Origin of the sequence: Dongia sp. (assembly GCF_041910485.1) — a bacterium.
GTDB lineage: Bacteria > Pseudomonadota > Alphaproteobacteria > Dongiales > Dongiaceae > Dongia.
In genome coordinates, this window is sequence record NZ_JAYRQR010000024.1 from 84295 (window position 1) to 109255 (window position 24961).

Sequence of the window (24961 nt, forward strand, 5' to 3'; positions counted from 1 at the left end):
AGCCTGGGAAAAAAGAGCGTCCGGTCGAAAGCCGAGAGCCACCCAGATCGATCCAAAAGTCTGGGAGGACTTCATGGCGGATTACACCAGTTCCAGCAATCGCTGGGGTGCCAACGGCCGGGAATCGGATTCCGTGCTGTTCACTAACGTTCGCATTCTCGATGGGTCGGGTGACTATCCATATACGGGTGAGGTCCTTGTCCAGGGCAATCGCATTCGCCAGGTGACGCGCGGTTCATCGCGCTTTGGCCAGAGTTCGGCCGGCATGGGCGGGGCGACGACGATCGATGGCATGGGTGCGACGCTGATGCCCGGACTCATCGACGCGCATCTTCATCTTTCCTGGAACAACGCGCCCGGTATCGACCCCATCCAGAAGATGCCGGTCGAAGAGCACACGCTGGTGACGGCCGAGATGGCCAAGGTCGTGCTCGATGCCGGCTTCACGGCAGGGCGGGGTGCTGCCGCCGCCAAGCCGCGCCTCGATGTTGCCGTCCGTGACTTCATCAATGCCGGCCGCATTCCGGGGCCGCGCTACACCGCATCGGGTCCGGAAATCACCACCGTGGGCGGACTTGGCGATTTCACGCTGCCGCACATGCCGCATCCGGGCCTTAATCTGGGCATGGTCATTTCGGGGCCGGAAGAGGTGCGTGCGACCGTCCGTATGCTCATCAAATACGGTGTCGACACCATCAAGCTCAATCTCTCGGGTGAGGAAATCACCGGCATGGGCGCTGAGGAAACGCCGATGTCCGAGGAGGAGGTGGCGATGGCAGTACAGGAAGCGCGCGCCCGCAACAAATGGCTGTCAGCGCATGCAAGGTCATCGAAATCGGTCCAGCAATGCGTTCGCCACGGTATTGATATCATCTATCATGCCTCGTTCTGCGACGAGCAGACGCTGGATATGCTGGAAGCCAACAAGGACAAGCATTTCGTGGCGCCGGGCATCGCTTGGCTGATCGGTACCGCGCGCAATGCCGGCGAATACGGCATCAAGCCGGGTTCGGAAATCTCGATGCTCTACGAGCGCGAGCTCGAGCGGGCCATCGACACGATGAAGAAGATGCATCGGCGCGGCATCCGCGTGCTGATCGGCGGCGATTACGGCTTTGCCTGGACGCCGCAAGGCACCAATGCCAAGGATCTTGAATATTTCGTCGACATGCTGGGCTTCTCGCCGATGGAAGCGATCCTTGCCGGCACCAAACTTGGCGGCGAGATCATGGGCCTCGGCAATGAACTGGGCCAGATCAAGGAAGGTTATCTCGCAGATCTGCTGCTGGTCGACGGCGATCCTGTGGCCAACGTCCGAGTCCTCCAAGATAAGGGCCGGCTTCTCGCCATCATGAAGGACGGCAAGTTTCATAAGAAGCCATTGGCGCAGGAACAGCGCCGGCGATTGACCGCCTGATCAAGGCTCGCCCGTGAAACATCCTGTTGCCATTCTCGCCTATGCGGTGCTTGCGGCGCTCGTGCTGTGGCTGTTCTTGGCCTTGTGGCCGGAATGGCTCGTGGCGCTCATCGGGCCGAAGAAGGTCTTCGTCAACACGATCTTCAACGGCATAACCGTGGCCGGTCTCTATTTTCTGGTGGCCAGCGGCTTCACGCTCGTCTTCGGCCTGATGCGAAATGTCAATCTGGCGCATGGCACACTCTATTTGCTGGGTGCTTATATCGGGTATGACATCGCCGACTGGTCAGGATCATGGCTTCTGGGTGTTGCCGGCGGCTTTCTCGGCGCAGCCATCGCCGGGATCCTGATGCAGGTCTTTGTCTTCCGCCGCATGGAAGGCGACGATCTCAGGCAGACTTTGGTCACTATCGGCATATCCATTGTCGGTGCGGATCTCATGCTGGCGATCTGGTCCGGCAATACGTACCAGTTCACCATTCCCAGCTGGATCGATGGCGCCGTGGCGACGCCGATCCTCACGGCCGTGAAGTCCAACGGCACATCCGTCTTCATGATGTACCCGCTTTATCGTCTCATCGTCTTGGCTGCAGCGATTGCTATCGGCGTTTCTTTGTGGCTGCTTCTCAACCGTACCCGCATCGGCATGATGATCCGCGCCGGCGTCGATGACCGCGCCATGCTGGCGGCAAGCGGCGTCAACGTCCACATCGTCTTCGCCATCGTTTTCGCCATCGGCGCCGGGCTCGCCGGTTTCGCTGGCGTGGTCGGCGGCTCGGCCCTCTCCATCGCACCGGGCGAGGACGTGCGCTATCTCCTGGCGTCTCTGGTCGTCGTTATCGTCGGTGGCATGGGATCGATCACGGGCGCCGCCATCGGTGCCCTGCTCATCGGTCTCGCAGAGCAGATCGGGCTTGCCTATTTCCCAACCTACGGCGTGGTTCTCACCTTCGTCATAATGGTCGTGGTGCTCGCGGTTCGCCCGCAGGGCATCATGGGCCGGGCATGAGGGGGGTGAGATGAGCCTCCTGGATGCTCGTGCCGGTTCGACGGCGGTTCCATCCGCCCGCTTCCACCTTGACCCCGGTCATGTACTGCTTGGTATTGCGCTGCTGCTTTATCCAGCTGTCGCATCGCCGTTCTTTACCTTTCAGGTGGGTGCCTACACGTTGATTATGGGCACGATTGCCCTGTCGCTGATGGTCCTCGCCGGGTATGGCGGCATGGTCAGCCTCAGCCAGATGACGGTGGCGGGTATCGCTGGCTACTGCATGGCGATCCTGGGCATAAACTCTTCTGGCGTTATGGGGCTCGGCTGGCCTTGGTGGCTCGCGGCCCCAGTGGCGATCGCCATCGGCGCATTGGTCAGCACGCTCATTGGCATGCTGGCGGTCCGCACCGCTGGCATCTACATGATCATGATCACGCTGGCCATCGCCACGGCCTTCTTCTATTTCGCCCGCCAGAATTATGCGCTCTTCAATGGTTTCAACGGCTTTCACGGTGTGCCCGCACCTGAATTCTGGGGCGTCAACTGGCGTGATCCCCTGCCGTTCTATTATCTCGCGCTGGCTGTCGCGGCCTTCTTCTACACTGCTGTGACTTACGCGCATCGTTCGGCCTTCGGCCTCAGCTTGCAGGCCGTCCGCGACAATCCGCGCCGTGTTCGTGCCATTGGCTTCGACGTTGCCGCGCACCGCATCTTCGCCTTCTTTCTTGCCGGTATCATCGCCGCTACCGCCGGCGTGTTGCTGGTCTGGTTCAACGGGCAGATCACCCCGGGAACACTAGACGTGAACGCCGCGGTCAATGTGCTGGTGATTGCGGTCGTTGGCGGCTTGCGGCGGCCGATCGGTCCCTTTCTCGGCGCGCTTCTCTTCGTGTTGCTGCAGAATTTCGCCATCGATCTGATCGACCCGGAGCGCTTCAACACGGTAATCGGCCTGGTCTTCCTGGTCGTTATCTTCGCGTCGCCCGACGGCATTCTGGGAATCTGGGATCGGCTGAAGGCGGTCGACATCAACAAATCGCTGCGTCCATCCTCCCGGCGCAGCCAAGGCTCCTGAAGCTGGGAGGGCAATAAATGAAAAACGAACCCAAGTGGAGGAAACGAAATGCTTAGCAGAAGACATCTCCTGGGGGCCGCCGTCGCACTCGGCGCCCTGGCCGGCTCGCTGGCGACCGAGGCACGCGCTGAAGACGTCATCAAGATGGGCGGCTTGGCGACACTCGAAGGCGCTTTCACTGTCTTGGGCGAAGACGGCATGCGTGGGCTCAAGCTCGCTTTGCAGGAAGTAAACTATACCGTCGCCGGCAAGAAGATCGAGCTGCAGACCGGCTCGTCCGATGCCTCGCCCGAAAGCGCCCTGAAGGCGGCTCGTAAGCTGGTGGAGCAGGGCGGGGTGCAAGTCCTCGTCGGCCCGCTCTCCGGTTCGGAAGGCATTGCGGTCAAGGACTATGCCAAGACGCAACCGAACGTCACTTTCATCAACGGCTCCTCAGCAGCACAGGACACGACGCTGTTCAATCCGGCTGAGAATTTCTTCCGATTCTCAACGGACGGCGTTCAATGGATGGCCGGGCTCGGTGAGTACGCCTTTAAGGAAAAGGGCTACAAGAACGTCGCCGTTGTTGCCGAAGACTATTCTTTCCCCTACAGCCAAGTCGAAGGCTTCATGCTGCCTTTCTGCAAGGCAGGCGGCAAGGTCACGACGAAGCTATGGGTGCCGATCGGGAACAAGGATTTCTCCTCGGTCATTGCGTCCATCCCCGATGACGTCGATGCGATCTATGTCGCCCTCGGCGGCGCGGACGCGATCAACTTCCTGACGCAATACCAGCAATCGGGCGGGCAATCGCCACTGATCGGTGGCTCGATTACCGTCGACCAGACGGTGCTCGGTTCCAAGGGATCGATCCGCGATGCCGTCGTCGGCACCATCGCCGCCGGCCCGACCGCCGATACCTGGGACGATCCGCGCTGGACGAAGTTCACCGAGGATTACAAGAAGGCCTTTCCCGATGGCTTCCCGGCGCCGTCGCTCTTCGCTCACGCCTACTACATCAACACAAAGGCAGCGTTGCTGGCACTCGACAAGGTCGGTGGCGACCTTTCCGACGGCGGCAAGAAGTTCCGCGAAGCATTAGCCGGCCTCGCCTTCGAGACACCGACCGGACCGGTGAAGCTTGACCACAATCGCAATGCTATCGCTGACATCTTCGTCACCGAAGTGGTGGATGACAACGGTACACTCCGCAACAAGGTGATCAAGATCGCGCAGGGCATCAACCAGACGTTGGGCGAGCCTGAGGAGGAATTCCTCAAGATCGGTCCGGCGACCCGCGACAATCCGGAATGCAAGTAAGCTAAAGGCAAAGGTCAGGGCATCGAAGATGGCGGAAACGGCCGAAAACCTGTTGGGAGAGAGCGGCGCCTATGCGCTGGAGCTCTTCGGCGTTGGCCGCCGCTTCGGTGCTTTGACTGCCTTGGCCGATATCACATTGACCGTCCGCGCCGGCGAGCGCCGTGCGGTGCTCGGCTCCAATGGGGCCGGCAAGACAACACTGTTCAACGTCATTACCGGCGATTTTCCACCAAGCAGCGGGTATATCCGCTTCTTCGGCGAAGACATAACGCGCTTTTCGGCCTTTGAGCGCATTCGACGCGGGCTGCGTCGGACTTATCAAATCTCACTCCTCTTCGGCGGGTTGACCGTTCTCGACAATATCTTCCTAGCATGTCGCGGCGTATCTCGTCGGCGCTTCTCGTTGCTACGGCCCAAGCGTGACGATGCCACCATGGAACAGGCGGAGCGGATCCTCAAGGCGGTGAAGCTTGAAGACAGCCGCAACGCGCAGGTCGCCGCGCTTTCACATGGCCAGCAACGACAGTTGGAAGTGGCGCTGGCATTGGCCGGCGCCCCCCGATTCATCCTATTCGACGAGCCGGCAGCGGGCCTGTCGCCTGCCGAGCGACGCGATCTCGTCAGCATTCTGACATCGCTGCCCAGCCATATCGGTTACATCATCATCGAGCATGATCTTGATGTCGCGCTGCGCGTCTCCGAGCGCGTGACGATGATGCATAATGGCCGTATCTTCAAAGAAGGCACGCCTGAGGAAATCGAAAACGATCCCCAAGTCCAGGAAATCTATCTGGGAGGCGGGCATGGCTAAACCGCCGGCACGCATATCCCAGAACGCCATCCCGCTGCGGATCCGCGATCTCCAGGTCTATTACGGCGAATCGCATGCCATTCAGGGTGTCGACCTGGCCCTCGATGGCCGCATCCTCTCCATCGTCGGCCGCAACGGCATGGGGAAGACCACCCTCTGCAATACCATCATGGGGTTGAAGCGGGCGCGGTCCGGCTCGATCAACGTGATGGGGCGGGAAATCAGCGCTTTGGAGCCGCACGAAATCGCACGGCTCGGTGTTGGGTACGTGCCGCAGGGGCGGCGGGTCTGGCGCAGCCTTTCCGTCGATGAGCATTTGCGCCTCGCGGCACGGGGCGGGCGCGATGCACTTTGGACGGTCGATCGCGTGTATCAGACCTTCCCGCGCCTTGCCGAACGCAAGAATAACGGTGGCGGGCAGCTTTCGGGCGGTGAGCAGCAAATGCTGGCCATCTCCCGCGCCCTCCTCGGTAACCCGCATCTCCTGATCATGGACGAGCCAACCGAAGGTCTGGCGCCGGTCATAGTCGACCAGGTTGCAGCCATGCTGATGCAGTTGGCGGAAGAAGGTGACATTGCCGTTCTGCTGATCGAACAGAATATCGGCGTTGCCACTTCGGTTGCCGAGAATGTCGCCATCATGGTGAACGGCCGCGTCAATCGAATCATGCCATCGGCCGAACTGGCGAACGATCGCGACCTGCAGCAGCGGCTCCTAGGTGTCGGTCGCCATGCCGACGAGCCGGTGGAGACTGCCTCTGGGTCGACAAGCGAAACATCGGAACGCGTGGCGGAAGTCTTTCGGGTTGTGCGTCATGGTCAGGCAGCGCCCTTGGCGCCGGCCGAGAGCGGCAGCAATATTCGCACCCTCAGGCGACCGCCCAACCGCTGGTCTCTGTCGGACGCCGATCTCTCCCAAGGTGTACGGCAGATGCCAACTGCACCCGCGCTTGAGGATGCCGCGGAGCCTTCGATCCTGCGGATGCCCCGCGAGGTGCGCATGGGGCGCACGGCGCTGGTCGTCGGCACGTTCGATACCAAGGGCCGAGAGCTCAAATTCTTGCGCGATGAGCTGCGTGCTGTCGGGGTGCGCACACGGATGGTTGATCTTTCGACATCCGGCAAGCCATCGAGCGCCGATGTCAATCCGCAGGAGATCGCGGCCAGCCACCCGCGCGGTCCCAATGCCGTCTTCACCGGCGATCGAGGTCAAGCGGTGGCCGCGATGGCGACGGCGTTTGAGCATTGGATCGTCCGTCAGCGCGACGTTGGCGGCATCATCTCGGCCGGCGGGTCGGGGGGGACTTCACTTGCCACCACCGGCATGCGCCGCTTGCCCGTCGGCATTCCGAAGGTGATGATTTCAACCGTCGCTTCCGGCGAGGTCGGGCATTATGTCGGTGCCAGTGACATTCTGATGTTGCCATCGGTTGCCGACATTCAGGGCCTCAATGTCATTACCGAGCGCATTCTGAAGAATGGGGCGCATGCGCTTGCCGGTATGATGGCTGGAGCGGCGCAAGACGCGGCGCGGGAAGCAGCCGCCGGCGCCAAACCCGCCATCGGCATCACCATGTTCGGGGTCACCACGCCCTGCGTCCAGGCGCTCACGACGGAACTTCAGGGCGATTACGACTGTCTTGTCTTTCACGCGACTGGCGTGGGCGGCCGATCAATGGAGGCGCTGGCCGATTCTGGGCTGCTGGCCGGCGCGGTCGACGTCACCACGACGGAAGTGGCGGATATGCTGGTGGGCGGGGTCTTTCCGGCCACGGCGGACCGGTTCGGCGCCTTCATTCGCCAACGCTTGCCCTATGTCGGCTCGGTAGGCGCGCTCGACATGGTCAATTTCGGTCCGCGCGGGTCAGTGCCGGAGCGCTTTTCTGGCCGAAACTTCGTCATCCACAATCAGAATGTCACCCTGATGCGCACGACGCGCGAGGAGAATGCCACCGCCGGTCGCTGGATCGCTGAGCGTCTCAACCAGATGCAGGGGCCGGTGCGCTTCCTCATCCCGGAGGGCGGTGTTTCGGCCCTCGACGCGCCGGGCAAAGCCTTTTGGGACCCGGAAGCCGATCGGGCGCTCTTTGATGCCATTGAGGGAACATTCGAGCAGACCGGCCAACGGCGCCTCCTTCGCGTCAAGGCACACATCAACGATCCGGATTTCGTCCACGCCCTGGCGCGTGCCTATCGCGAGATCGCCATACCGATGAAGAAGAGGGCTTGAGCATGGCTCGCATCGACCGAGCAAAGATTCTGGAGAAATTCCGCGGCATGATCGCGCGACACGAGCCGATCATCGGCGGTGGCGCCGGGACAGGCCTTTCCGCCAAATGCGAGGAAGCGGGCGGCATCGACCTCATCGTCATCTACAATTCTGGCCGCTATCGCATGGCGGGGCGCGGGTCGCTGGCGGGGCTCCTCGCATATGGCAACGCCAATCAGATCGTCATGGAAATGGCCGCCGAAGTGCTTCCCGTCACCAAGAAAACGCCGGTCCTGGCGGGTGTCAACGGCACAGATCCCTTCTGCCATTTCGACAAGTTCCTCGACGATTTGAAGGCGGTGGGTTTCTCTGGCGTGCAAAATTTCCCGACCGTCGGTCTCATCGACGGTACCTTCCGCGCTAATTTGGAAGAGACCGGCATGTCCTATGGGATGGAAGTCGATCTTATCCGCCTGGCCCATGAGAAGGATATGTTGACGACACCCTACGTCTTCAATGAAGGCGAAGCGGAAGTGATGGCTAAGGCGGGTGCCGACATCATCGTCTGTCATCTGGGCCTTACCACTGGCGGCTCGATCGGCGCCGAGACGGCGCTGAAACTTGCCGATTGTCCGGCTCTCGTCGATCGCTGGGCCGAGGCTGCGCGCAAGATCAGGAACGATGTCATCATTCTGGTTCACGGCGGCCCGGTTGCAGAGCCGGCGGATGCGGAATTTGTCTTGAAGAACACGAAGAATTGCCACGGCTTTTACGGTGCCTCCTCAATGGAGCGCTTGCCGACGGAGCGGGCGCTGGTTGAGCAGACCCGGCGCTTCAAGGCAATTCAACAGAACCGCGGGTAAGGGAGGGGTAATCATGGGTACGCAACTCTTGGGATCGGTCATCCTGTGGCTGATTGCGCTCGCGATCATAGTCGTGATCGGCGTCTATCTGCTGCGCTGGCTTTATCGCCGCTCGACCAAAGAAACAGCCTTCGTCCGCACCGGTTTCGGCGGTGAAAGGGTAATCATCAACGGTGGCGCGTTCGTCATCCCAGTGCTGCACGAAGTAACACCAGTTAACATGAACGTGATGCGCGTCGAGGTGCGCCGCGGTCAGACGAACGCGCTCATTACCCGGGATCGTATGCGCGTCGACCTGATTGCCGAGTTTTTCTTGCGTGTCGAGCCGAGTTTGGCCTCCGTAGCTCTGGCGGCGCAGACCCTCGGTCGCCGCGCCATGGAACCGGATGATATCCGGGCGCTCTTCGAAGGCAAATTCTCGTCAGCCCTGCGCACCATAGCGGCGGAAATGACTCTGGAAGAAATCCATGAGAAGCGCGGTCAATTCATGAACCGCGTGCGCGACCAGGCAGCCGAAGCCTTGTCACAGAATGGCCTTGAGCTTGAAAATGTGGCTCTCGTCGATCTCGATCAGACTAGCCTCGAATTTTTCGACCCGTCCAATGCCTTCGATGCGCAAGGTCTGACGCAACTGACCGAATCGATCGAGATGCGGCGCAAGATGCGCAATCTTATCGAGCAGCAGACGATGATCGAGATCCGCAACCAGAATCTTGATGCCGAGCGCCGCGCTCTCGAAATCGACCGCGAAAGCGAATATGCGCGCATCGAGCAGGAGCGCGAGCTCGAGATTCGCCGTGCGACGCAGCGCGCCGAACTGGCGCGCGAGCGGGCCCAACGCGACCGCGAGGCGGCCGAGGCTCAATTGGCGGCTTCCGAAGCCACGGAGAAGACCCGCATCGCCCAGGAAAGAGCGATTGCTGAGAGCCGTATCGCTTCCGAGGAGGAATTGCAGAAGCGCGAAATCGCCCGCCGTCGCGCCATCCAGGAAACGGAGCTGAAAACCCGCGAGAAGACCGAGCGGGAGGAAATCGCCCTGGAACTCGCCATCGAGCGCGAGCGTATCCAGCGCCAGCGCGAAGCCGAACAGCTCGAAGTGTCGCGTCGCATGGCGGTCGAAATCGCCGAACGGGAGCGGGAGATTGCACTCGCCAGCAAGCAGGCGGAAGTGGTACGGGCCGAAGCCGAGCGGCGCCAGGCCGAAATCGTGACAAATTCAGAGATCGAACGGGAACGCGTGGCGCGCGAACGCACGCTCGATACCGCCCGGGTCGAGCGTGAACAAGCGCTCCAAGCTTTGGAAATTGCCAAGCGTCAAGCCTTCGAGGAAGCAGAGATCGCGGCCGGCGAGGAGGTGGAGCGGGCGCGCATCGCCACAGAGCGCGGCATCGAAGAAGCGCGGGTACTGCGCGATCGCGATATCAAGAAGCTAGTCATTGACCGCGACAAGTCGTTGGAACTGGCCGAGATCGAAAAGTCGATCACCCTGGCCGACAAGGGGCGCGAACGTTCGGCCGCCATTGCCAAGGCGGAAGCTGCGCGGGCTGAAGCAATCCAGGCCGAAGAGCAGGCGTTCACCGCCCGTGAGCGCGAAATCGCCGAGCGTCGCAAGGAGATGGACCTCATTGCTGCGGCCCGCGAAGCCGAACGCGAGCATCTCCGATTGACGGCCAAGGCCGAGGCGGAGAAGGATGCCGCCGAAGGATTTGCCGAGGCCCAGCGCATTGCCGCCAAGGCCGAGGCCGAGGCGATGGCGATCCGAGCCGAAGGTGCTGCCAAGAAATATGCCGTCGATGCGGAAGGCCAGCGCAAGACCAACGAAGCAGAGAATGTCCTTACCGACGCCGCCCGTGCGTCGCGTGCGCGCATGCGTCTCCTCGACAAGATCGAAGGCATTGTGCGCGAAAGCACGCGGCCGATGGAGAAGATCGAGGCCATCAAGATACTTCATGTCGACGGACTCGGCGGCGGTGACGGCAAGGGCAAGAATGTGACGGATGAGGTGATCGATTCGGCGCTTCGCTATCGGGTACAGGCGCCGATGATCGACAGCCTGATGAAAGAGGTCGGCATCGAGGGTGGCTCCATCGGCCGTATGACCGATGTGCTGCGCGATGCAAAGGATATTGATTCGCTCAGCCGCAATCGCAAGAAGGACAAGGCGAAGAACGAAGGCGAAGTGGAGCGTGATCGCGATCGTGACCGCGACGATGATCGCTAAGCAGGGGGAGGCCTGATTGGCCAAGGTCTACGTATCGAGTGTCCTCAACGCACCGGTAGCGGATGTCTGGGCGCGCATCCGCAACTTCAATGGCTTGCCTGACTGGACGCCTTTCGTGGCGGAAAGCCGGATCGAGCAGAACCAGCCCAGTGACAAGGTCGGTTGCATCCGCAATTTCACGCTGAAGGATGGCGGCCGCATACGCGAGCAATTGCTGGCGCTCTCGGACTACGATTTTGCCCAGACCTACTCCATCCTGGAAAGCCCGATGGGTGTCGAGAACTATATTGCTACCTTGCGCCTCTTCCCGATCACGGACGGTAATCGTACTTTTGCAGAATGGTCGGCCGAATTCGATTGCGAGCCGGGCCGCGTATCTTCATTGGTTCAGCATATAGGGCAAAACGTCTTCCAGGCAGCCTTCCGCTCGCTCCAGGCGAAACTCGGTCGCTGAGCCGGGAAATGGGCGTCAAGGTCTTCCGCAGCGCTGTGATCGATGCCCCAGCTGCCGCAGTCTGGCATCTGGTGCGTGATTTCAATGGCCATGACAAATGGCACCCAGCGGTCGCCGCCAGCCAGATGGAAAATGACGAGCTGTCTGACCTGGTGGGTGCCGTTCGCGCTTTCCGGCTGAAGGATGGCGGCTTTCTGCGGGAGCAACTGCTGGCTTTGTCCGACCGGGATATGACGTTCAGCTATTGCATTCTTGATGCGCCGATTCCGCTCCATGATTATGTGGCACATCTGCGCTTGCGGCCAATTACGGACGGTGATCGTTGCTTCATCACCTGGGAATCAAGCTTCGACCCACCCGTTGCCGAGGCGAGATCGTTGACCGAGCTGGTGGCGACCGCCATCTACGAGGCGGGCATCACGGCGCTTCAGAACCATTTCGGCGGCAGCCGGCAACCGACCCGAGCCTTTATTGAAATGCCGCTGCCGATCGCAGCACCCGTGCCAGAGATTATCCCGGCGCCGCGCTCGGATGCGTCAATCCGCAGCCAGGCCATCATCGTTCGCGCCTATGGTGGCCCGGAAGAGCTGCTGGCCGGGGAGGTCGAAGTACCGCCGCCGGGTCCGGGCGAAGTCCGGCTGCATCATCTGGCCATCGGCGTGAACTTTCTCGATATTCATTGCCGGGCAGGCGATTTCCCGATGCTGTCCTTGCCCGGCGTGCCGGGGGCCGAAGGTGTTGGCACCGTCATCGATTGCGGCTCCAATGTCACGCAGTTCAGGCCCGGAGATCGTATTGTCTATGCGGGCGTCCCGCTCGGCGCCTATGCGGGGGTGCGCCTCATTCCTGCCGACATTGCCGTCCGGCTACCGGATGATATCGATCCATCGATGGCAGCCGCGAGCTTCCTCAAGGGGATGATGGCGGATGCCCTGCTGCAGGATGTCTATCAGCCGGGGCCAGGGGCCCGCCTTTTCATCCGAGCGGCCGCTGGCGGTGTGGGGTCCATCCTGGTGCAGATGGCCGCCGCAGCCGGGGCGCATGTCGTCGGCGCTGTGTCGACACCGGACAAAGTCGAAGCAGCGATCGCTGCCGGGTGCCGGGATGTCGTGGTGCCGGGGGGATCTCTCACCGTCGCCGATCTCGCAGGTTCCATGAGTGCGGTCTTCGATGGCGTGGGTCACGATACTTATGATGAATCGCTGGCGCTGCTGGCGCCGCGCGGCCATCTCATCGTCTATGGCCAATCCTCCGGTCCGCTCGGCGTGCGCAATCTTGACCAGCTGGCCGACAGAGCGATAACACTTTCGCGGCCGAATCTTGCGCATTATATGCGTGATGCGGCAGAAATCGGGCAGCGTGCCCAGCGTCTCTTCGACCACTTGCGGCGTGGCGTTATACGCCCTCGCTTCACGGCCTTTCCGCTATTGGCGGCTGCCGAGGCACACCGCCAATTGTCCAACCGCGCGACCATCGGATCGATCATTCTGACGGTTTGAGTGACGTTGATCATTGCGACTTATTCTAGCTGTTTCCAGATGCATGCTCGTTGCCGGAAACACGATAACGACCTTGATGTCGGCATGAAACATCATGTTTCGAGTTTCGTAGCCAGCGAACGTGGCAGGAAGCGCCATAGAGTGCCGCGCCGGATCGTGCGGAGAAGGTGATGTATCACCAGACCACTGCCGGCGCCGCAGACGATGTAGAGGAAGACCTCAATTGGTCCAGCATATCCGGCATCTTTGAGCCACAGGAAATAGGGCCAAGTGTGGAGCAAGTATATGCTGAAACTCGCGGCGGCGACACCGGAAAGGAGTCGCGCCAGTATGCGTGGCAGGGGAATTTCGATCGCCCACAGCATCAGCAGCGATGCGCTGATGAGAAGAATGGCCCTGACCCAAACGATTTGTACGGCCGCTCCTTCTATGAGGGGCAATCCGACAAGAAGTGCCGGGATGATGACGGTCATTGCGGCCTTCCGGCGCGGGGTGTCGGCGCAAGCAATGCACCAACCGAGAACGGCGACATATAGGACACGCGGAGTAAAGAAGTAGCGCATATCACCGAGGTCGATAAACTGATCTGCTACGGGGCGCATCACGACACTGACGGCTAATGCAGTGAGTCCTGTCGCAAACGGTCGCTGTCCCACGACGCGGCGAACGGCGGGCAGAGTGAACAGCGCCGCCAGGAGAACAAGGATCTGAGCGTAGACTTCGACAAACCAGAATGTGATCAACGGTGTCTGCGTCGTCGAATAGCCGTCGATACCGAGATTGCCGACAAGGAGTAGGCTTTGCCATCCGGCGGCACCCCCGCTGGCCAGGTCATAGGCCATGAGCATCGTCAAATAGAGAGCGATCGGCCTTGCGCAGGCGCGCAAGGTGGCGCCGATGGCTCCGCGCGCAAGCCGATCACGATGATGGCGGGCGAGATTGTAGCCGAGGAGCATCAGCAGGATCGCTGCGCCACCGGCAATATTCCAGCGCGTCGCATGATGCAGAACGACTGCGAGGATGGCGATTGCCCGCAAGAAAAGATCGGTGTCGAGATGCACGAATAGCGGCGTCCGTGCTGGGCGGCAATGCCGGGCGGCCAGTTCGGCCAGTCGATCAATCGACAGCCGTTCCCATTCTTGCGGCAACGGTTCAAGCAGGGGCTTCAAAGCCAAGGTCATCTCGATATAGGCGAGCGAGTCGCCGCCGATCGAGGCGAAACTGTCACTGCCGCGCAATCGTCGCGGTGCGAATGTTTCGGCAAAGGCGACCATCACTGCGTTTCCGCTGTTCGCGGACTGACAAGCGCTGCAGCCTTCCGATTTTCCGGTTTCTGCATTGGCGCGCCGAATGAGGGCATAGTCGATCTTGCCATTGGCCCGGCGCGGCAGAGTCTCGACGTGGTGGCAGCGAATGCGGCGCGCCGGCAGACCGGTGAGCCGCAGCACCACGCCGCGCGCAGAATCGCAACTGGCTGCTTCGGTGAGTGTCAGCGCGATTGTGTCATCGTCGCCCGTCACCGCTGCTACGATATTCCGCTTTGCCAGCGCTGCTTCCAGCGCATCGTGGCTGATGCGCAGGCCTGCAATTTTTGAAAACCGGTGCTGCCTCCCCTTCAGGCGATAGAAGCCGGCACTGGTCCGTTCAGCGAGATCGCCCGTTCGCAATTCAAAGAGGTCGTGCCCGCGTCCGAGGTCTCCGATGGTTTCGGCATAGCCCATCATGACGTTCCGGCCGCGATAGACGAGCTCACCGGTCTGGTTGGCAGCTGTGATCTCGGAGCCATTCTCGTTAAGCAGGCGCAGTTCGCCACCGGGGATAGCAATACCGATGCAGTCGGGGTGTTGCTTGGCAGCGGCCGGTGGCAGGTAGGCCATGCGTGCGGTGGCCTCTGTCTGTCCGTACATGACGAAGAACGCGCCGTTGCGTTCCCTCATGTGCTCGGCATAGCGCGTGACTTTGTCCTCGCCAAGCCTGCCCCCCGCAACTGTCAGGAATCGGAGATCCGGCAGATCAGCTTGGCGGAAGCCAATCTCCTCCAGCAACTCGAAGCTGTGCGGCACGCCGGAAAGGTTTGTGCAATGGGTCTCGGCCAGGGCTACAAGAAAGCCAGCGTCGCGGATGGAGGCGTGGCCCAGATAGAGGCTGGCTCCGACACTGAGATGCGCATGAAGCACTGACAGGCCGTAGGAGTAATGCAGCGGCAGAACCAGCGCGCTGCGATCCTCCGGCGTCAGTTCCAGATAGTCTGCAATGGCGCGCGCATTGTCGTCGATGCCGGCGGCCGACAACCGCACCAGTTTGGGGGTTCCGGTACTGCCCGAGGTGGAAAGCAGGAGCGCAAGATCGGGATGCAGCTCCTTGTACTGGCCGGATCGGTCACGCCAATGATCGCCGGCACCATCGATGATAAGGTCCGGTTGATAAATTTCGATCAGGTTTTGGCGAGCCCGGCGCGCTTCATCATTGCACGCCGGACCGAGTGGCAGGATGACATGCCCGCCGACAAGGGCTGCGAGATAGCTTGCTATGCCACTGGGGTCGTTCGATGCCGACCAGAAGATCAATCGGCGTGTCGGACCAAATGCCTCCTGCCTTTGGGTGACCATTTGCGAGAGTGCCGCATAGGTCACAACGTTGCCGTTGCGGCCAGCGAGGGCCACTCTTCCGCCGAAGATCTGCAAATTCGTTACAAAGGAGACGCCCATCTTCTACCCGTTGCCCTGGGGCCCGACTTTGGGTCGGGTCCTCAATGCTTTCTGTCCTGGCTGACGGCAAAGCACTGGGCAATCCGATGGCTATTCCGTCAGATGCGACAAAGCCGGCGCGCCGTCAAGCAGGAGGATTTTGCTCACGCAACTCTGAACGCAACCTGAACAATGGGAAAATACACCCGATAGGGTGAGTCGAGCCGGAAGTTTGGCTGTCGCTTTACGACCCTTTAAGATTTGCGGCGCACTCTCCCCAGTATAGGTCGAAAGGCCTGATACGCCATTTTGGTTGTAGGGATATTGACCGGTGGCTTGCATCGGAGGCCTGTCGTGCAGCGGAGCATCGACATGAGGGGCGTTGAATACATTAAGCCGGACAAGGCGCGATTTGACCTGTTCGCAGATACGTTGCCGGCCTTCCGTTCTGTGCGGACAGAGGCCCTCTATCGCTATTGGCGATCGCGTCGCGCGGACGGTCTGCCGCGGCGCTCGGATATCGACCCGTCTGAAATCAAATCGCTGCTGCCCTATGTTCTCATTGTCGATATCTATCGCGATCCGTTCCGCATTTTCTATCGTCTGGTCGGGACCGCCGTCGCCCATTTCTCCGGCCTCGACTTCACCGGCTTTTTCCTTGATGAACTCAGTTTCGACATCTGCACAAACGAAGATCTGATCAAGGCGTATACGGCAGTCTGCGATAAGAAACAGCCGGGTGTCGGCCTTGCCTTCACGCAACTCAGCCATCATTCAGCGCTGGATGTAGAGTACATCATCTGCCCACTGGTCGATGCGGCTGGACAAGTGAGCCAATGCCTTGTGCTTGAGGATTATGTCGGCAAGAAGGGCATCGAATCGCCGCGCCTGCGCCTGGCGCGACAAGCCTGACCGCGCGGAGAGCGCATATCACCTTCCCATTTTTCGGGGTGCAATCGTCCGCCGGTAGGCGCCATCTCTTTTCCTGAAGGTGAGGAGAGTGGGTATGACGTTTGACAGAAGTCTTTTTCGGGTTTCAGCACTTGGGTCGGCATTCATAGCCTCCTTAACGTTTGCCATTCCGGCTGTCGCCGATAGCGGGCAGCTGCTCAACCCCACGCGTTGCGGGACACGGCCGGCCAATTGCACAAATCTGCCACCGAGCGGTACGGAACGATTGCGCGACAAGCCCTTACCCAGTCACGAATTGCCAAGTCGTCGTCTGGGTGGCGCACCCGGTACAAGCCAGGATAGCCCGCTCCCCAGCGAGCAGTTGCGACGCAGTCGCGACGCGCCGAGTTCGACGGGCCTTGATAAAGGATCGACCGGTATCTCGTTGCCGCCGCTCCGAAAACATATCAATCACTGACCTTTGCTGATCGCCCTGGAACAGGAGGGCCCAGAAAGCTGTTTCTCCACCAGATGCACGAGCTGCTGAGGTGCGAGATGTCGAGAGTCGGATATATTGCCGTAGCCGTTCTTTCGCTTGCCGCTGTTTCCGGCGCTGCCGCGGATGAGAAGGGAATGCTCCTGGCCAGTATCGAGAGTCCGGTTTCACAGCCATCTTTCATGGTGGGCGCAGACGCTGGTGCCGCCAGTGAGGCGGAAGCAAAGCTGTGGGTGCTCAATGCCGGCTATGATCAGGTTTCGGGCCTGCAACGTGACGAGAACAAATTCTACCATGGCACGGCGCTGCTGGACGGTAAGACATTTGCGATTGTGGTCGATACGGCCGGCAATGTGCTGGGCCTCAACGAATAGACTCGCGGTGATCTTGCTGGCCGTCCTTTTGGGGGGCCTGCCGGCAGCCGCGCAAAACAACACCGGCTATCCAAGTGGAACGAAATGCGCGGACCTGATCGAGCCTCGTCGCTCGATTTGCCACGATGCGTTCGATCCACGGCCCAATCCGCGCGAAATTTTGAAAGCACCGAAGCCTGGGGTACTGGCACCTCCCAAGGCGCCAGCTTTGCAGCGCGACGCCACGCCGACCAATCCCAAGGTTCCCCACGCCGTGCCACCACCGATCTTGCGTGGGTTGCAGCCATGATGCGTTTTGGTACGGTGCGTCGTGCGCAGGGGCGCAGGTCGCAGCTTTCATGCCGCCGCAGGTCGCATTGCCAAGGCGATGGTACTTGCGCGGCCGGTTGCATTCGGACGAGATAGGCCTCGGAAGATCTGTTGCGCCTCAGGGGGAAATCGGCATGCGAGCATTCGACGCGGTCTTCATCGGTGGCGGCATCTTTGGCATGGCTGGCGCCTGGGAGTTGGTGCGGCGCGGCCAGCGCGTTGCCGTCATCGACCGGCTCGGCAGCGGCCATCCGGTGACATCCTCGACCGGTGCCTCGCGCTCGATCCGCGTCGCCTATGATCACCCCTTCTATGTCAATTTGGCGCTGGAGGCGATCTCGCTGTGGCGCCTGCTCGAGGAGCAGAGCGGACATCGCATCCTGCATCTGACCGGTCAGATCGACCTCGGGCCTGAGGCCAAGCTGCAATCGCTCCTTGATCAGGTGCAGGCGGCCGGATGCGATATCGATTGGCTGGATGCGTCCGCGCTTGCCGATCGCTTTCCGGAATTGCACTTGCTACCCGGCGAAGGCGCTCTGTTTCATCCCCAAGCCGGTACTGTCTTGGCCGATGTCGGCCTCAACACGCTGGCGCTGGCTGCCGCAGAAGCCGGTGCCGAGATTCATGAGCCGGAGCGTGTGAACGACATCGAGCTCACATCGGTTGGCGTTCGCATCGTCACGAACCGGCGCGTGCTTGAGGCCGGCCGCGCCGTGATGGCGGCCGGTCCTTGGTCCGGGGAGTTGCTGGGGCGGTTGGGCATCAAGCTGCCGCTTGCGCCGGCGGTGGCACAAGTCACCTTTCTCGATACGCCGAACCTCACGGAACGGCCGGGCCTCGCCGAATGGCAGGCAGTCGGGGAGAACGGCGCCGATGGCGGCCTTTATGGGCATCCCGTCCCGGGCATCGGCTACAAGATCGCCTTCGATGCCGGCCAATCCGGCTGGGATGGAGAAGTGACGGATTGGGCACCCGATCTCGATGAGGAGAGGCGTCTCCTAGACTGGTTCCATGCCCGCTTTCCAGCCGTCCCGGCCAAGGTTGCGCGCACCCAGCGTCATCCTTGGACCATGACCCCCGATGCCGATTTCATCGTCGATACCGTGGGCGGTGCCTGGGGCGATCGCCTCATTCTTGCCTGCGGCTGTTCGGGCCATGCCTTCAAGTTCGGCCCGGCCCTGGGCCGGCTTGTAGCCGAAGCAATCGACCTGGGGCGCGGATCGGCCTTACTGCGTCGCGATCGTCCGGGCTTGGGCTCGACCGCCAGCGCCACAGCGCCGATCACGCGATAGGGCACCAGTCGCCCAGGAGTGTGCCGCCCGAATTGACCAGTTCGCGTTATGGTGTAGGATGCCGGGCCATAACCTTTGTTAAATCAAGGAATTGGGGTTGTTAGATGAGTGAGTCGAAGGGCCTGATGGCGGGCAAGCGGGGCTTGGTCATGGGCGTTGCCAATGACCGGTCGATCGCCTGGGGCATCGCCAAGGCCGTGGCAGCGCAGGGGGGCGAAGTTGCCTTTACCTATCAGGGCGAGGCGCTGGAGCGTCGGGTGAAGCCGCTGGCGGCGACCGTTGGCGCCGATATCGTCATTCCGTGCGACGTGACTGATGATGCGAGCCTTGACCAGACCTTTGCGACCATCAAGGAGCGTTGGGGCAGTCTCGATTTTGTCGTTCATGCCATCGCCTTCTCCGACAAGGAGGAGCTCAAAGGGAAATATGTGGCGACGACGCGCGGGAATTTTGCGCGTACCATGGATATCTCCTGCTTCAGCTTCACCGCTGTTGCCGACCGGGCAAAGGACCTGATGCCGAATGGCGGCTCGCTCATTACGCTGACCTATCTCGGCGCCGAGCGCGTGATGCCACATTACAACGTCATGGGTGTCGCCAAGGCGGCGCTGGAATGTTCGGTGCGCTATCTCGCCGCCGACCTTGGCGAGTTCGGAATCCGCGTCAATGCGATCTCGGCCGGTCCGATCAAGACGCTGGCCGCCTCCGGCATCGGTGATTTCCGGCAGATCCTGCGTTGGAATGAACTCAATGCGCCGCTTGTGCGCAATGTAACGATCGAAGATGTCGGCGGCGCCGGTCTCTATTTCGTCTCCGACCTCTCCAAAGGCGTCACCGGCGAGCTGCATCATGTCGACAGCGGCTACAATGTCGTCGGCATGCTGCGTCCGGAATCTGCGCCGGAACTCACCGAAATGCTGCGCAACTTCTCGAAGACCGAATCTTAAGCGTATGTCGTTCAATACCTTCGGGCATCTTTTCCGCTTCACCAGCTGGGGTGAAAGCCACGGACCGGCCCTGGGATGTGTCGTCGACGGCACGCCGCCCGGTATCGCGTTGGAGGCGGCCGAGATCCAACATTGGCTCGACCGTCGCAAGCCGGGCCAGTCGCGCTTCGTGACGCAGCGGCGCGAGCCGGATGCGGTGGAGATTCTCTCCGGCCTGTTCGAAGGCAAGACCACGGGCACGCCGATCTCGCTGATGATCCGCAACGAGGATCAACGCAGCAAGGATTACGGCAAGATCGCGGGGCAGTTCCGCCCCGGCCATGCGGACTATACCTATTGGGCGAAGTACCAGGGTATTCGCGACTATCGCGGTGGCGGCAGGTCGTCGGCGCGCGAGACGGCAGCGCGTGTTGCAGCCGGAGCTGTTGCGCGCAAGGTACTCGATCACATCATCTCGGGTGGTGTCGAGATCAAGGGCGCCCTCATTCAGGTAGGCACTGAGAAGATCGACCGCGCGCAATGGGACTGGGCGGAGATCGAGCGCAACCCCTTCTGGTCGCCCGATGCCAAGACCGCCGCACGCTGGGAGGATTACCTCGACGGTGTGCGCAAGACCGGCTCTTCGGTCGGTGCCGTGGTCGAAGTGGTGGCCCGCAATGTGCCGGTGGGTCTCGGTGCGCCGCTATATGGGAAGCTCGATGCCGATCTGGCCAGCGCGATGATGAGCATTAATGCCGTCAAGGGTGTCGAGATCGGCGCCGGCTTTGAGGCAGCAGCCCTCACCGGCGAGGATAATGCCGATGAGATGCGCATGCAGGGTGGCAAGGTCGCATTCCTTGGCAACAAGGCAGGCGGTATCCTGGGCGGTATCTCGACCGGACAGGATATTGTCGTGCGCTTTGCGGTGAAGCCCACCTCGTCGATCAACACGCCGCGCAAGGGCGTCACGACGACCGGCGATGATGTCGATGTGGTCACCACGGGTCGCCATGATCCCTGTGTGGGTATTCGTGCCGTGCCGGTGGGCGAGGCGATGATGGCCATAGTGCTGGCGGATCATCTGTTGCGCCACCGCGGCCAGATCGGTCTTTAACCATCTTCATCATCTATTAGCTATTCAATCCTAGGCTTTCTCGGTTCCGCGCTTTGCTCCGCGATGGGGAAGGGTCTCGGCGTGCAGCAGCAAATGCATTGGCAGCCAAGAGTGAAAATCGACGATCCGGGGCTGCGCGCGCTGGAAGCCGCTTGGAATGGCTGGGTGCGGCCGGGGGCGTTGCCTTCGCGCGACATGTTCGATCCGATGGATTTTCCGCAGCTCCTGCCGTGGATGGTGTTGGCCGAGATTGTCGACCATGCCGATGCGGTCCGGCCATACGACGTTATGTTTCGCTATCTCGGGCGGGAATTCGAACGCTATTTCAACGCCGCGAACATGGCGCGCGTATATCTCAGTCATGTGGGGCCGCCCTATACCGAGCGTTGGTTCGCGGTCTACGATGAGGCGCTCCGCGATCCCAGGCCGCACTACTACGCCGGTGCGCCGTTCGGCACCGGCTACGAATACCTGCCGCTCGAAATGCTGGCGCTCACCTTTGCCAAAATCGATGCCGATCAACCGGGCTTCGTTCTTTGCACCTTTGCGCGTCTTGAATCGTTGTGACGCCCTAGGGCTTGCCCGCCGATTGGACTCGTTCCTTACCGCTTTTACCCGCCGATGTTCCGAAAGGTGGTCTGTGCGGAACCTGCTACTTGCGCGTAAAGACGGCCACCAATTCGGTATGATGCGACCACAGAAACTGGTCGAGAATAGTGAAATCGCCCAGGTTGAAGCCGGCATCGATGAGGATGCGGGCATCGCGAGCGAAGCTCGCCGGATTGCAGGAAACGGCAACGACGCGCTTAACGATGCTTTTGGCGATCATGCGCGATTGCATTTCGGCCCCCGCGCGCGGCGGGTCATAGACGACGGCATCGAAGGGCTTGAGATCCTGCGGCGGCAACGGCGATTGTTCGAGGTCCCGCGCCAAGGCTTCGACGCGGCCGGACAATTGTGCCCGGTTGACGGCGGCAATCAGCGCAGCAACGGCGGGCTTGTAAGAGTCGACTGACAAGACGCGCGCGAACTTGCCCAGCGGAAAGCTGAACGTGCCGCAGCCGCCGAACAGATCGGCGATGCGCTTGGCTTTGCCGGTGCCGGCGGTCACGGCTTCGACCAGCGCGGCCTCGCCCTCGGCACTCGGCTGCAGGAAGGCGCCGATCGGAAGATCGATCAGGATGTCGGCAAAGCGGACTTGCGGTACCCGTTCCATGACGATGGGTTCCGGCTGGCGCTTGCCATGAGCCCAGGAGACGCGCGCGACATCTGCCGTGCGGGCGGCAGCGATCAGCGGTTGGCGACGGCTCTCGGCCAGATTGTCGCCGGACTGGAACAAAAGATCGAGACCGGTCAGTGTCTCGGTCACTTGTATGTCGGCGGATTGCTTGTTGTTGAGAGCAGCAGCCGCCAGGCGGACGAGGTGCGGCAGGCCCGCGCGCAAGGCGGGCGTCAGCAGCAGGCAATCATCGAGCGGCACGATCTCGTGGCTCATCTCGGCATGGAAGCCAAGGGTCACGTGATCCTTGTCTTTGGTCGCGGCAAAGACGGCGCGCCTGCGCTGGCCCTGCGCCGTGCTGATGAATTTGGCTTTTGCAGGCATGTCGATTCCGCGCGTCGCCAATGTTGCCGCAACCTGGGCCTTCTTCCAGGCTTGATAATCCGGCAGTGCCATATGCTGCATGGCGCAGCCGCCGCAGCGCGTGAAGAGGGGGCAGGGCGGTACCACACGGTTGGGGGCCGGCTGCAGCACCTCGACCAGGCGACCGTTGAAGCTATTGCGCCCCTTCGTCTCCAACCTCGCACGTACCGTCTCGCCGGGCAGGGTATAGGGCACGAAGATTTGGGCGCCTTCGTGCCGGCCGATCCCGTCGCCCTGCGCACCAAGGCTGTCGATCGCGATGTCGACGGTCATGGGTTCTGTCATGCGGGTGAGCCCTTGTTGGCGACGATGAGGAATTCCTTGTTGCCTTCTGGTCCCAGGATCGGGCTTTCGACAATGCCGCGGACGGTCCAGCCGGCAAGATTGTCGAACCAGGTGCGGATGCGGGCACAGACTTCGTCATGCAGCGCAGGATCGCGCACCACGCCGCCCTTGCCGACACGGTCGGGACCGACTTCGAATTGCGGCTTGATGAGCGCTGCACACCAAGCGTTCTCTGCCGTCAGAGCAAGCGGTGCCGGCAGGATGGTCTCCAGGCCGATGAAGCTGGCATCGCAAACCACGATGTCGAGCGCGTCGGGGATCTGCTCCCGGCCGAGATGGCGCGCGTTGGTCTTTTCCAGCACGACGACGCGCGGATCCTGGCGCAGTTTCCAGGCCAACTGTCCGTGGCCGACATCGACCGCATAGACCTTGGCGGCGCCATGATGCAGCAGCACGTCGGTGAAACCGCCGGTCGAGGCGCCGATATCCGCGGCAACGCGGTCGGTGACAGGAAGCTCAAACGCCTCCAGCGCTTTGGCAAGCTTCAAACCACCACGGCTCACCCAGGGATGGTCCTGGCCTTTGATGTTGAGGGGGGCGTCGAGGGCGATCTGGTCGCCGGCCTTGGCGATCCGCTTTGTTTCGCTGTAGACGAGGCCAGCCAAAATCAGGGCCTGCGCCTTGGCGCGGCTTTCCACCAGCCCCCGGTCGACGAGGAGCTTATCGACGCGTTCCTTTGCCATGCGCTTAATCTAGCACGAGGCGATGGCGCGACAGATAGAGGAAGCGCAAAAGCAGCATGGTTCCCGATGCGGCCAGGCCGATCGCCAACCCCCACCACACGCCGGGCCCCTTCACGTCAAGTACGTAGGAAAGCAGGATGCCCCCGCCCACCCCCAGTACCCAATAGCCGACAAAGGCAATGGCCATCGGCACTCTGGTATCCTTGTAGCCGCGTAGGGCGCCAAGGGCCGAGACCTGCAGCCCATCGAAGAACTGGAAGATGGCGGCGATGGGGAATAGCGTCATGGCGACGGCGATCGCCGTCGCATTCGATGCATCGTCCAGGTCCAAATAGAAACCGGTGAGCCAACGCGGTGCCAGCCACATGACGATGGCAGCACAAAGCATCCAGCTGAGACCCAGACCAATCGCTGTGAACCCCGCTTGCCGCGCGTCATGGGGACGCTCGGCCCCCAGCGCGTAACCGACGCGTACTGTGCCGGCCTGACCCAGCGCATAAGGGATCATGAAAGTGATGCTGGTGATGTTAAGCACAATATTGTGCGCCGCCAGCGTGTCGTCGCCGAAGCCGCTCATCGCCGAAGTCGAGGCGAAGAACATGCCGGATTCGAAAAGGTAGGCACCGGCGATAGGTGCGCCGACGATCAGCATCTCTTTCAGCAGCTTGGCGTCGCCCACCAGCAGATGCGCGAAGATGGGATAGGCTGTGAAAGGATGAGCGCGGCGGATGTAGAAAATCCCGAGCCCCAACTGAAGCCAGCAGATGAGTGTGGTGGCAAGGCCGATCGCCGGCACACCCATGCCGCTCCAGCCGCCAAAGCCGAACATCAACAGATAGAGAAGGCCGATGAAGACGGGCAGGATTGCAAGGCCGATCAGTGTGACGGCAACAGGGCGACCCAGGATGGTGACGAAGCTGCGCAGCACCTGGAACCACAGGAACGGCGTTACCGATGGCAGTGCCCACCACATCAATTGCTCGATTGCCGGGATATCGAGGCTGTGATGCGCGGCAAGGAGGCGCAGGACTGGCCCCAGGCCCAGCATGATCAGCATGACCGGTATTGACAGGAACGTAGCCAGCCGCAAGCCCTGGCGCAGGATGCGCAGCAATTCATCTGGCTTGTCGGCGCCGTGTGCGTGCGAACCCATCGCTGCCACGGAATAGAGAGCACCCATGGCGAGAATCTTCGGCACATAGAGGAACTGCGCGCCAAACCCGCCGCTGGCCAGCGCACCGGTTCCCAGCATGCCGGCCATGACGTATTCGGAAACGCCCATGGCCATCTCAACCAGCAAGGCAACGGCGATCGGTGCCGCCAAACCCAAGGTAGCAAGAATATCTCGGACAACGGGCAACCG

At 61.3% G+C, this 24961-nt stretch carries 21 protein-coding genes; 17 read left to right on the forward strand and 4 right to left on the reverse strand.

The window, feature by feature from the left end; all coding sequences use genetic code 11:
* The first annotated feature begins 73 nt into the window (after nt 1-73).
* Genes ACE3PP_RS07035 through ACE3PP_RS07080 form a run of 10 tightly spaced genes read left to right on the forward strand, consistent with a single transcriptional unit; the run spans nt 74 to nt 12839 of the window.
* The gene (locus ACE3PP_RS07035; protein ID WP_374379687.1) at nt 74-1417 is read left to right on the forward strand and encodes an amidohydrolase family protein; all 1344 of its coding nucleotides are present in this window, start codon (nt 74-76) and stop codon (nt 1415-1417) included.
* A 13-nt stretch (nt 1418-1430) separates the two neighbouring features.
* The gene (locus ACE3PP_RS07040; protein WP_374379690.1) at nt 1431-2426 is read left to right on the forward strand and encodes a branched-chain amino acid ABC transporter permease; all 996 of its coding nucleotides are present in this window, start codon (nt 1431-1433) and stop codon (nt 2424-2426) included.
* Between the two features lie 10 nt (nt 2427-2436).
* On the forward strand, nt 2437-3483 hold the full coding sequence (locus ACE3PP_RS07045; protein ID WP_374379693.1) for a branched-chain amino acid ABC transporter permease: 1047 nt from the start codon (nt 2437-2439) through the stop codon (nt 3481-3483).
* Nucleotides 3484-3531: 48 nt separating this feature from the next.
* Nucleotides 3532-4782 (forward strand): ABC transporter substrate-binding protein, encoded by a 1251-nt coding sequence (locus tag ACE3PP_RS07050; RefSeq protein WP_374379696.1) that lies wholly within the window; start codon nt 3532-3534, stop codon nt 4780-4782.
* A 28-nt stretch (nt 4783-4810) separates the two neighbouring features.
* Nucleotides 4811-5593, forward strand: a complete 783-nt coding sequence (locus ACE3PP_RS07055; protein WP_374379699.1) for an ABC transporter ATP-binding protein — start codon at nt 4811-4813, stop codon at nt 5591-5593.
* Nucleotides 5586-7823, forward strand: a complete 2238-nt coding sequence (locus ACE3PP_RS07060; RefSeq protein ID WP_374379702.1) for an ABC transporter permease — start codon at nt 5586-5588, stop codon at nt 7821-7823. Before ACE3PP_RS07055 ends, ACE3PP_RS07060 begins: the two co-directional genes overlap by 8 nt.
* A 2-nt stretch (nt 7824-7825) precedes the next feature.
* A complete protein-coding gene (locus ACE3PP_RS07065; protein ID WP_374379704.1) occupies nt 7826-8665 on the forward strand; it encodes a phosphoenolpyruvate hydrolase family protein in 840 nt (279 codons plus the stop codon).
* 13 nt (nt 8666-8678) lie between these two features.
* Nucleotides 8679-10886, forward strand: coding sequence for a flotillin domain-containing protein (locus tag ACE3PP_RS07070; RefSeq protein WP_374379707.1), 2208 nt, complete (start codon nt 8679-8681; stop codon nt 10884-10886).
* A gap of 16 nt (nt 10887-10902) precedes the next feature.
* The gene (locus tag ACE3PP_RS07075; RefSeq protein ID WP_374379710.1) at nt 10903-11340 is read left to right on the forward strand and encodes an SRPBCC family protein; all 438 of its coding nucleotides are present in this window, start codon (nt 10903-10905) and stop codon (nt 11338-11340) included.
* An 8-nt stretch (nt 11341-11348) separates the two neighbouring features.
* Nucleotides 11349-12839 carry an SRPBCC family protein gene (locus ACE3PP_RS07080; protein ID WP_374379713.1) on the forward strand — a complete coding sequence of 497 codons (1491 nt, stop codon included), beginning with the start codon at nt 11349-11351 and terminating at the stop codon, nt 12837-12839.
* 92 nt (nt 12840-12931) lie between these two features.
* Here the strand turns inward: ACE3PP_RS07080 and ACE3PP_RS07085 are convergent, their stop codons facing one another.
* Nucleotides 12932-15547: an AMP-binding protein gene (locus ACE3PP_RS07085; protein WP_374379716.1), complete on the reverse strand. Its 2616-nt coding sequence runs from the start codon at nt 15545-15547 to the stop codon at nt 12932-12934.
* A 351-nt stretch (nt 15548-15898) separates the two neighbouring features.
* On the opposite strand from ACE3PP_RS07085, the gene ACE3PP_RS07090 reads away from it, so the two are divergent.
* From ACE3PP_RS07090 to ACE3PP_RS07120, 7 genes are all read left to right on the forward strand, one after another.
* The gene (locus ACE3PP_RS07090) at nt 15899-16438 is read left to right on the forward strand and encodes a PAS domain-containing protein (RefSeq protein WP_374379719.1); all 540 of its coding nucleotides are present in this window, start codon (nt 15899-15901) and stop codon (nt 16436-16438) included.
* A gap of 534 nt (nt 16439-16972) precedes the next feature.
* Nucleotides 16973-17287, forward strand: coding sequence for a hypothetical protein (locus ACE3PP_RS07095; RefSeq protein WP_374379721.1), 315 nt, complete (start codon nt 16973-16975; stop codon nt 17285-17287).
* A 7-nt stretch (nt 17288-17294) separates the two neighbouring features.
* Nucleotides 17295-17576: a hypothetical protein gene (locus ACE3PP_RS07100; protein WP_374379724.1), complete on the forward strand. Its 282-nt coding sequence runs from the start codon at nt 17295-17297 to the stop codon at nt 17574-17576.
* Nucleotides 17577-17730: 154 nt separating this feature from the next.
* On the forward strand, nt 17731-18888 hold the full coding sequence (locus tag ACE3PP_RS07105) for an FAD-dependent oxidoreductase (protein ID WP_374379727.1): 1158 nt from the start codon (nt 17731-17733) through the stop codon (nt 18886-18888).
* A gap of 104 nt (nt 18889-18992) precedes the next feature.
* On the forward strand, nt 18993-19835 hold the full coding sequence (gene fabI, locus ACE3PP_RS07110; protein ID WP_374379730.1) for an enoyl-ACP reductase FabI: 843 nt from the start codon (nt 18993-18995) through the stop codon (nt 19833-19835).
* Nucleotides 19836-19839: 4 nt separating this feature from the next.
* On the forward strand, nt 19840-20928 hold the full coding sequence (gene aroC / locus ACE3PP_RS07115) for a chorismate synthase (protein WP_374379733.1): 1089 nt from the start codon (nt 19840-19842) through the stop codon (nt 20926-20928).
* Nucleotides 20929-21039: 111 nt separating this feature from the next.
* The gene (locus ACE3PP_RS07120; protein ID WP_374379736.1) at nt 21040-21495 is read left to right on the forward strand and encodes a hypothetical protein; all 456 of its coding nucleotides are present in this window, start codon (nt 21040-21042) and stop codon (nt 21493-21495) included.
* 85 nt (nt 21496-21580) lie between these two features.
* On the opposite strand, the gene ACE3PP_RS07125 is transcribed toward ACE3PP_RS07120, so the two are convergent.
* Genes ACE3PP_RS07125 through ACE3PP_RS07135 form a run of 3 tightly spaced genes read right to left on the reverse strand, consistent with a single transcriptional unit; the run spans nt 21581 to nt 24958 of the window.
* A complete protein-coding gene (locus ACE3PP_RS07125; RefSeq protein ID WP_374379739.1) occupies nt 21581-22843 on the reverse strand; it encodes a class I SAM-dependent RNA methyltransferase in 1263 nt (420 codons plus the stop codon).
* An 8-nt stretch (nt 22844-22851) separates the two neighbouring features.
* Nucleotides 22852-23598, reverse strand: coding sequence for a TlyA family RNA methyltransferase (locus tag ACE3PP_RS07130; RefSeq protein WP_374379742.1), 747 nt, complete (start codon nt 23596-23598; stop codon nt 22852-22854).
* A 4-nt stretch (nt 23599-23602) separates the two neighbouring features.
* Nucleotides 23603-24958 carry an MATE family efflux transporter gene (locus ACE3PP_RS07135; RefSeq protein WP_374379745.1) on the reverse strand — a complete coding sequence of 452 codons (1356 nt, stop codon included), beginning with the start codon at nt 24956-24958 and terminating at the stop codon, nt 23603-23605.
* Nucleotides 24959-24961: the final 3 nt, after the last annotated feature.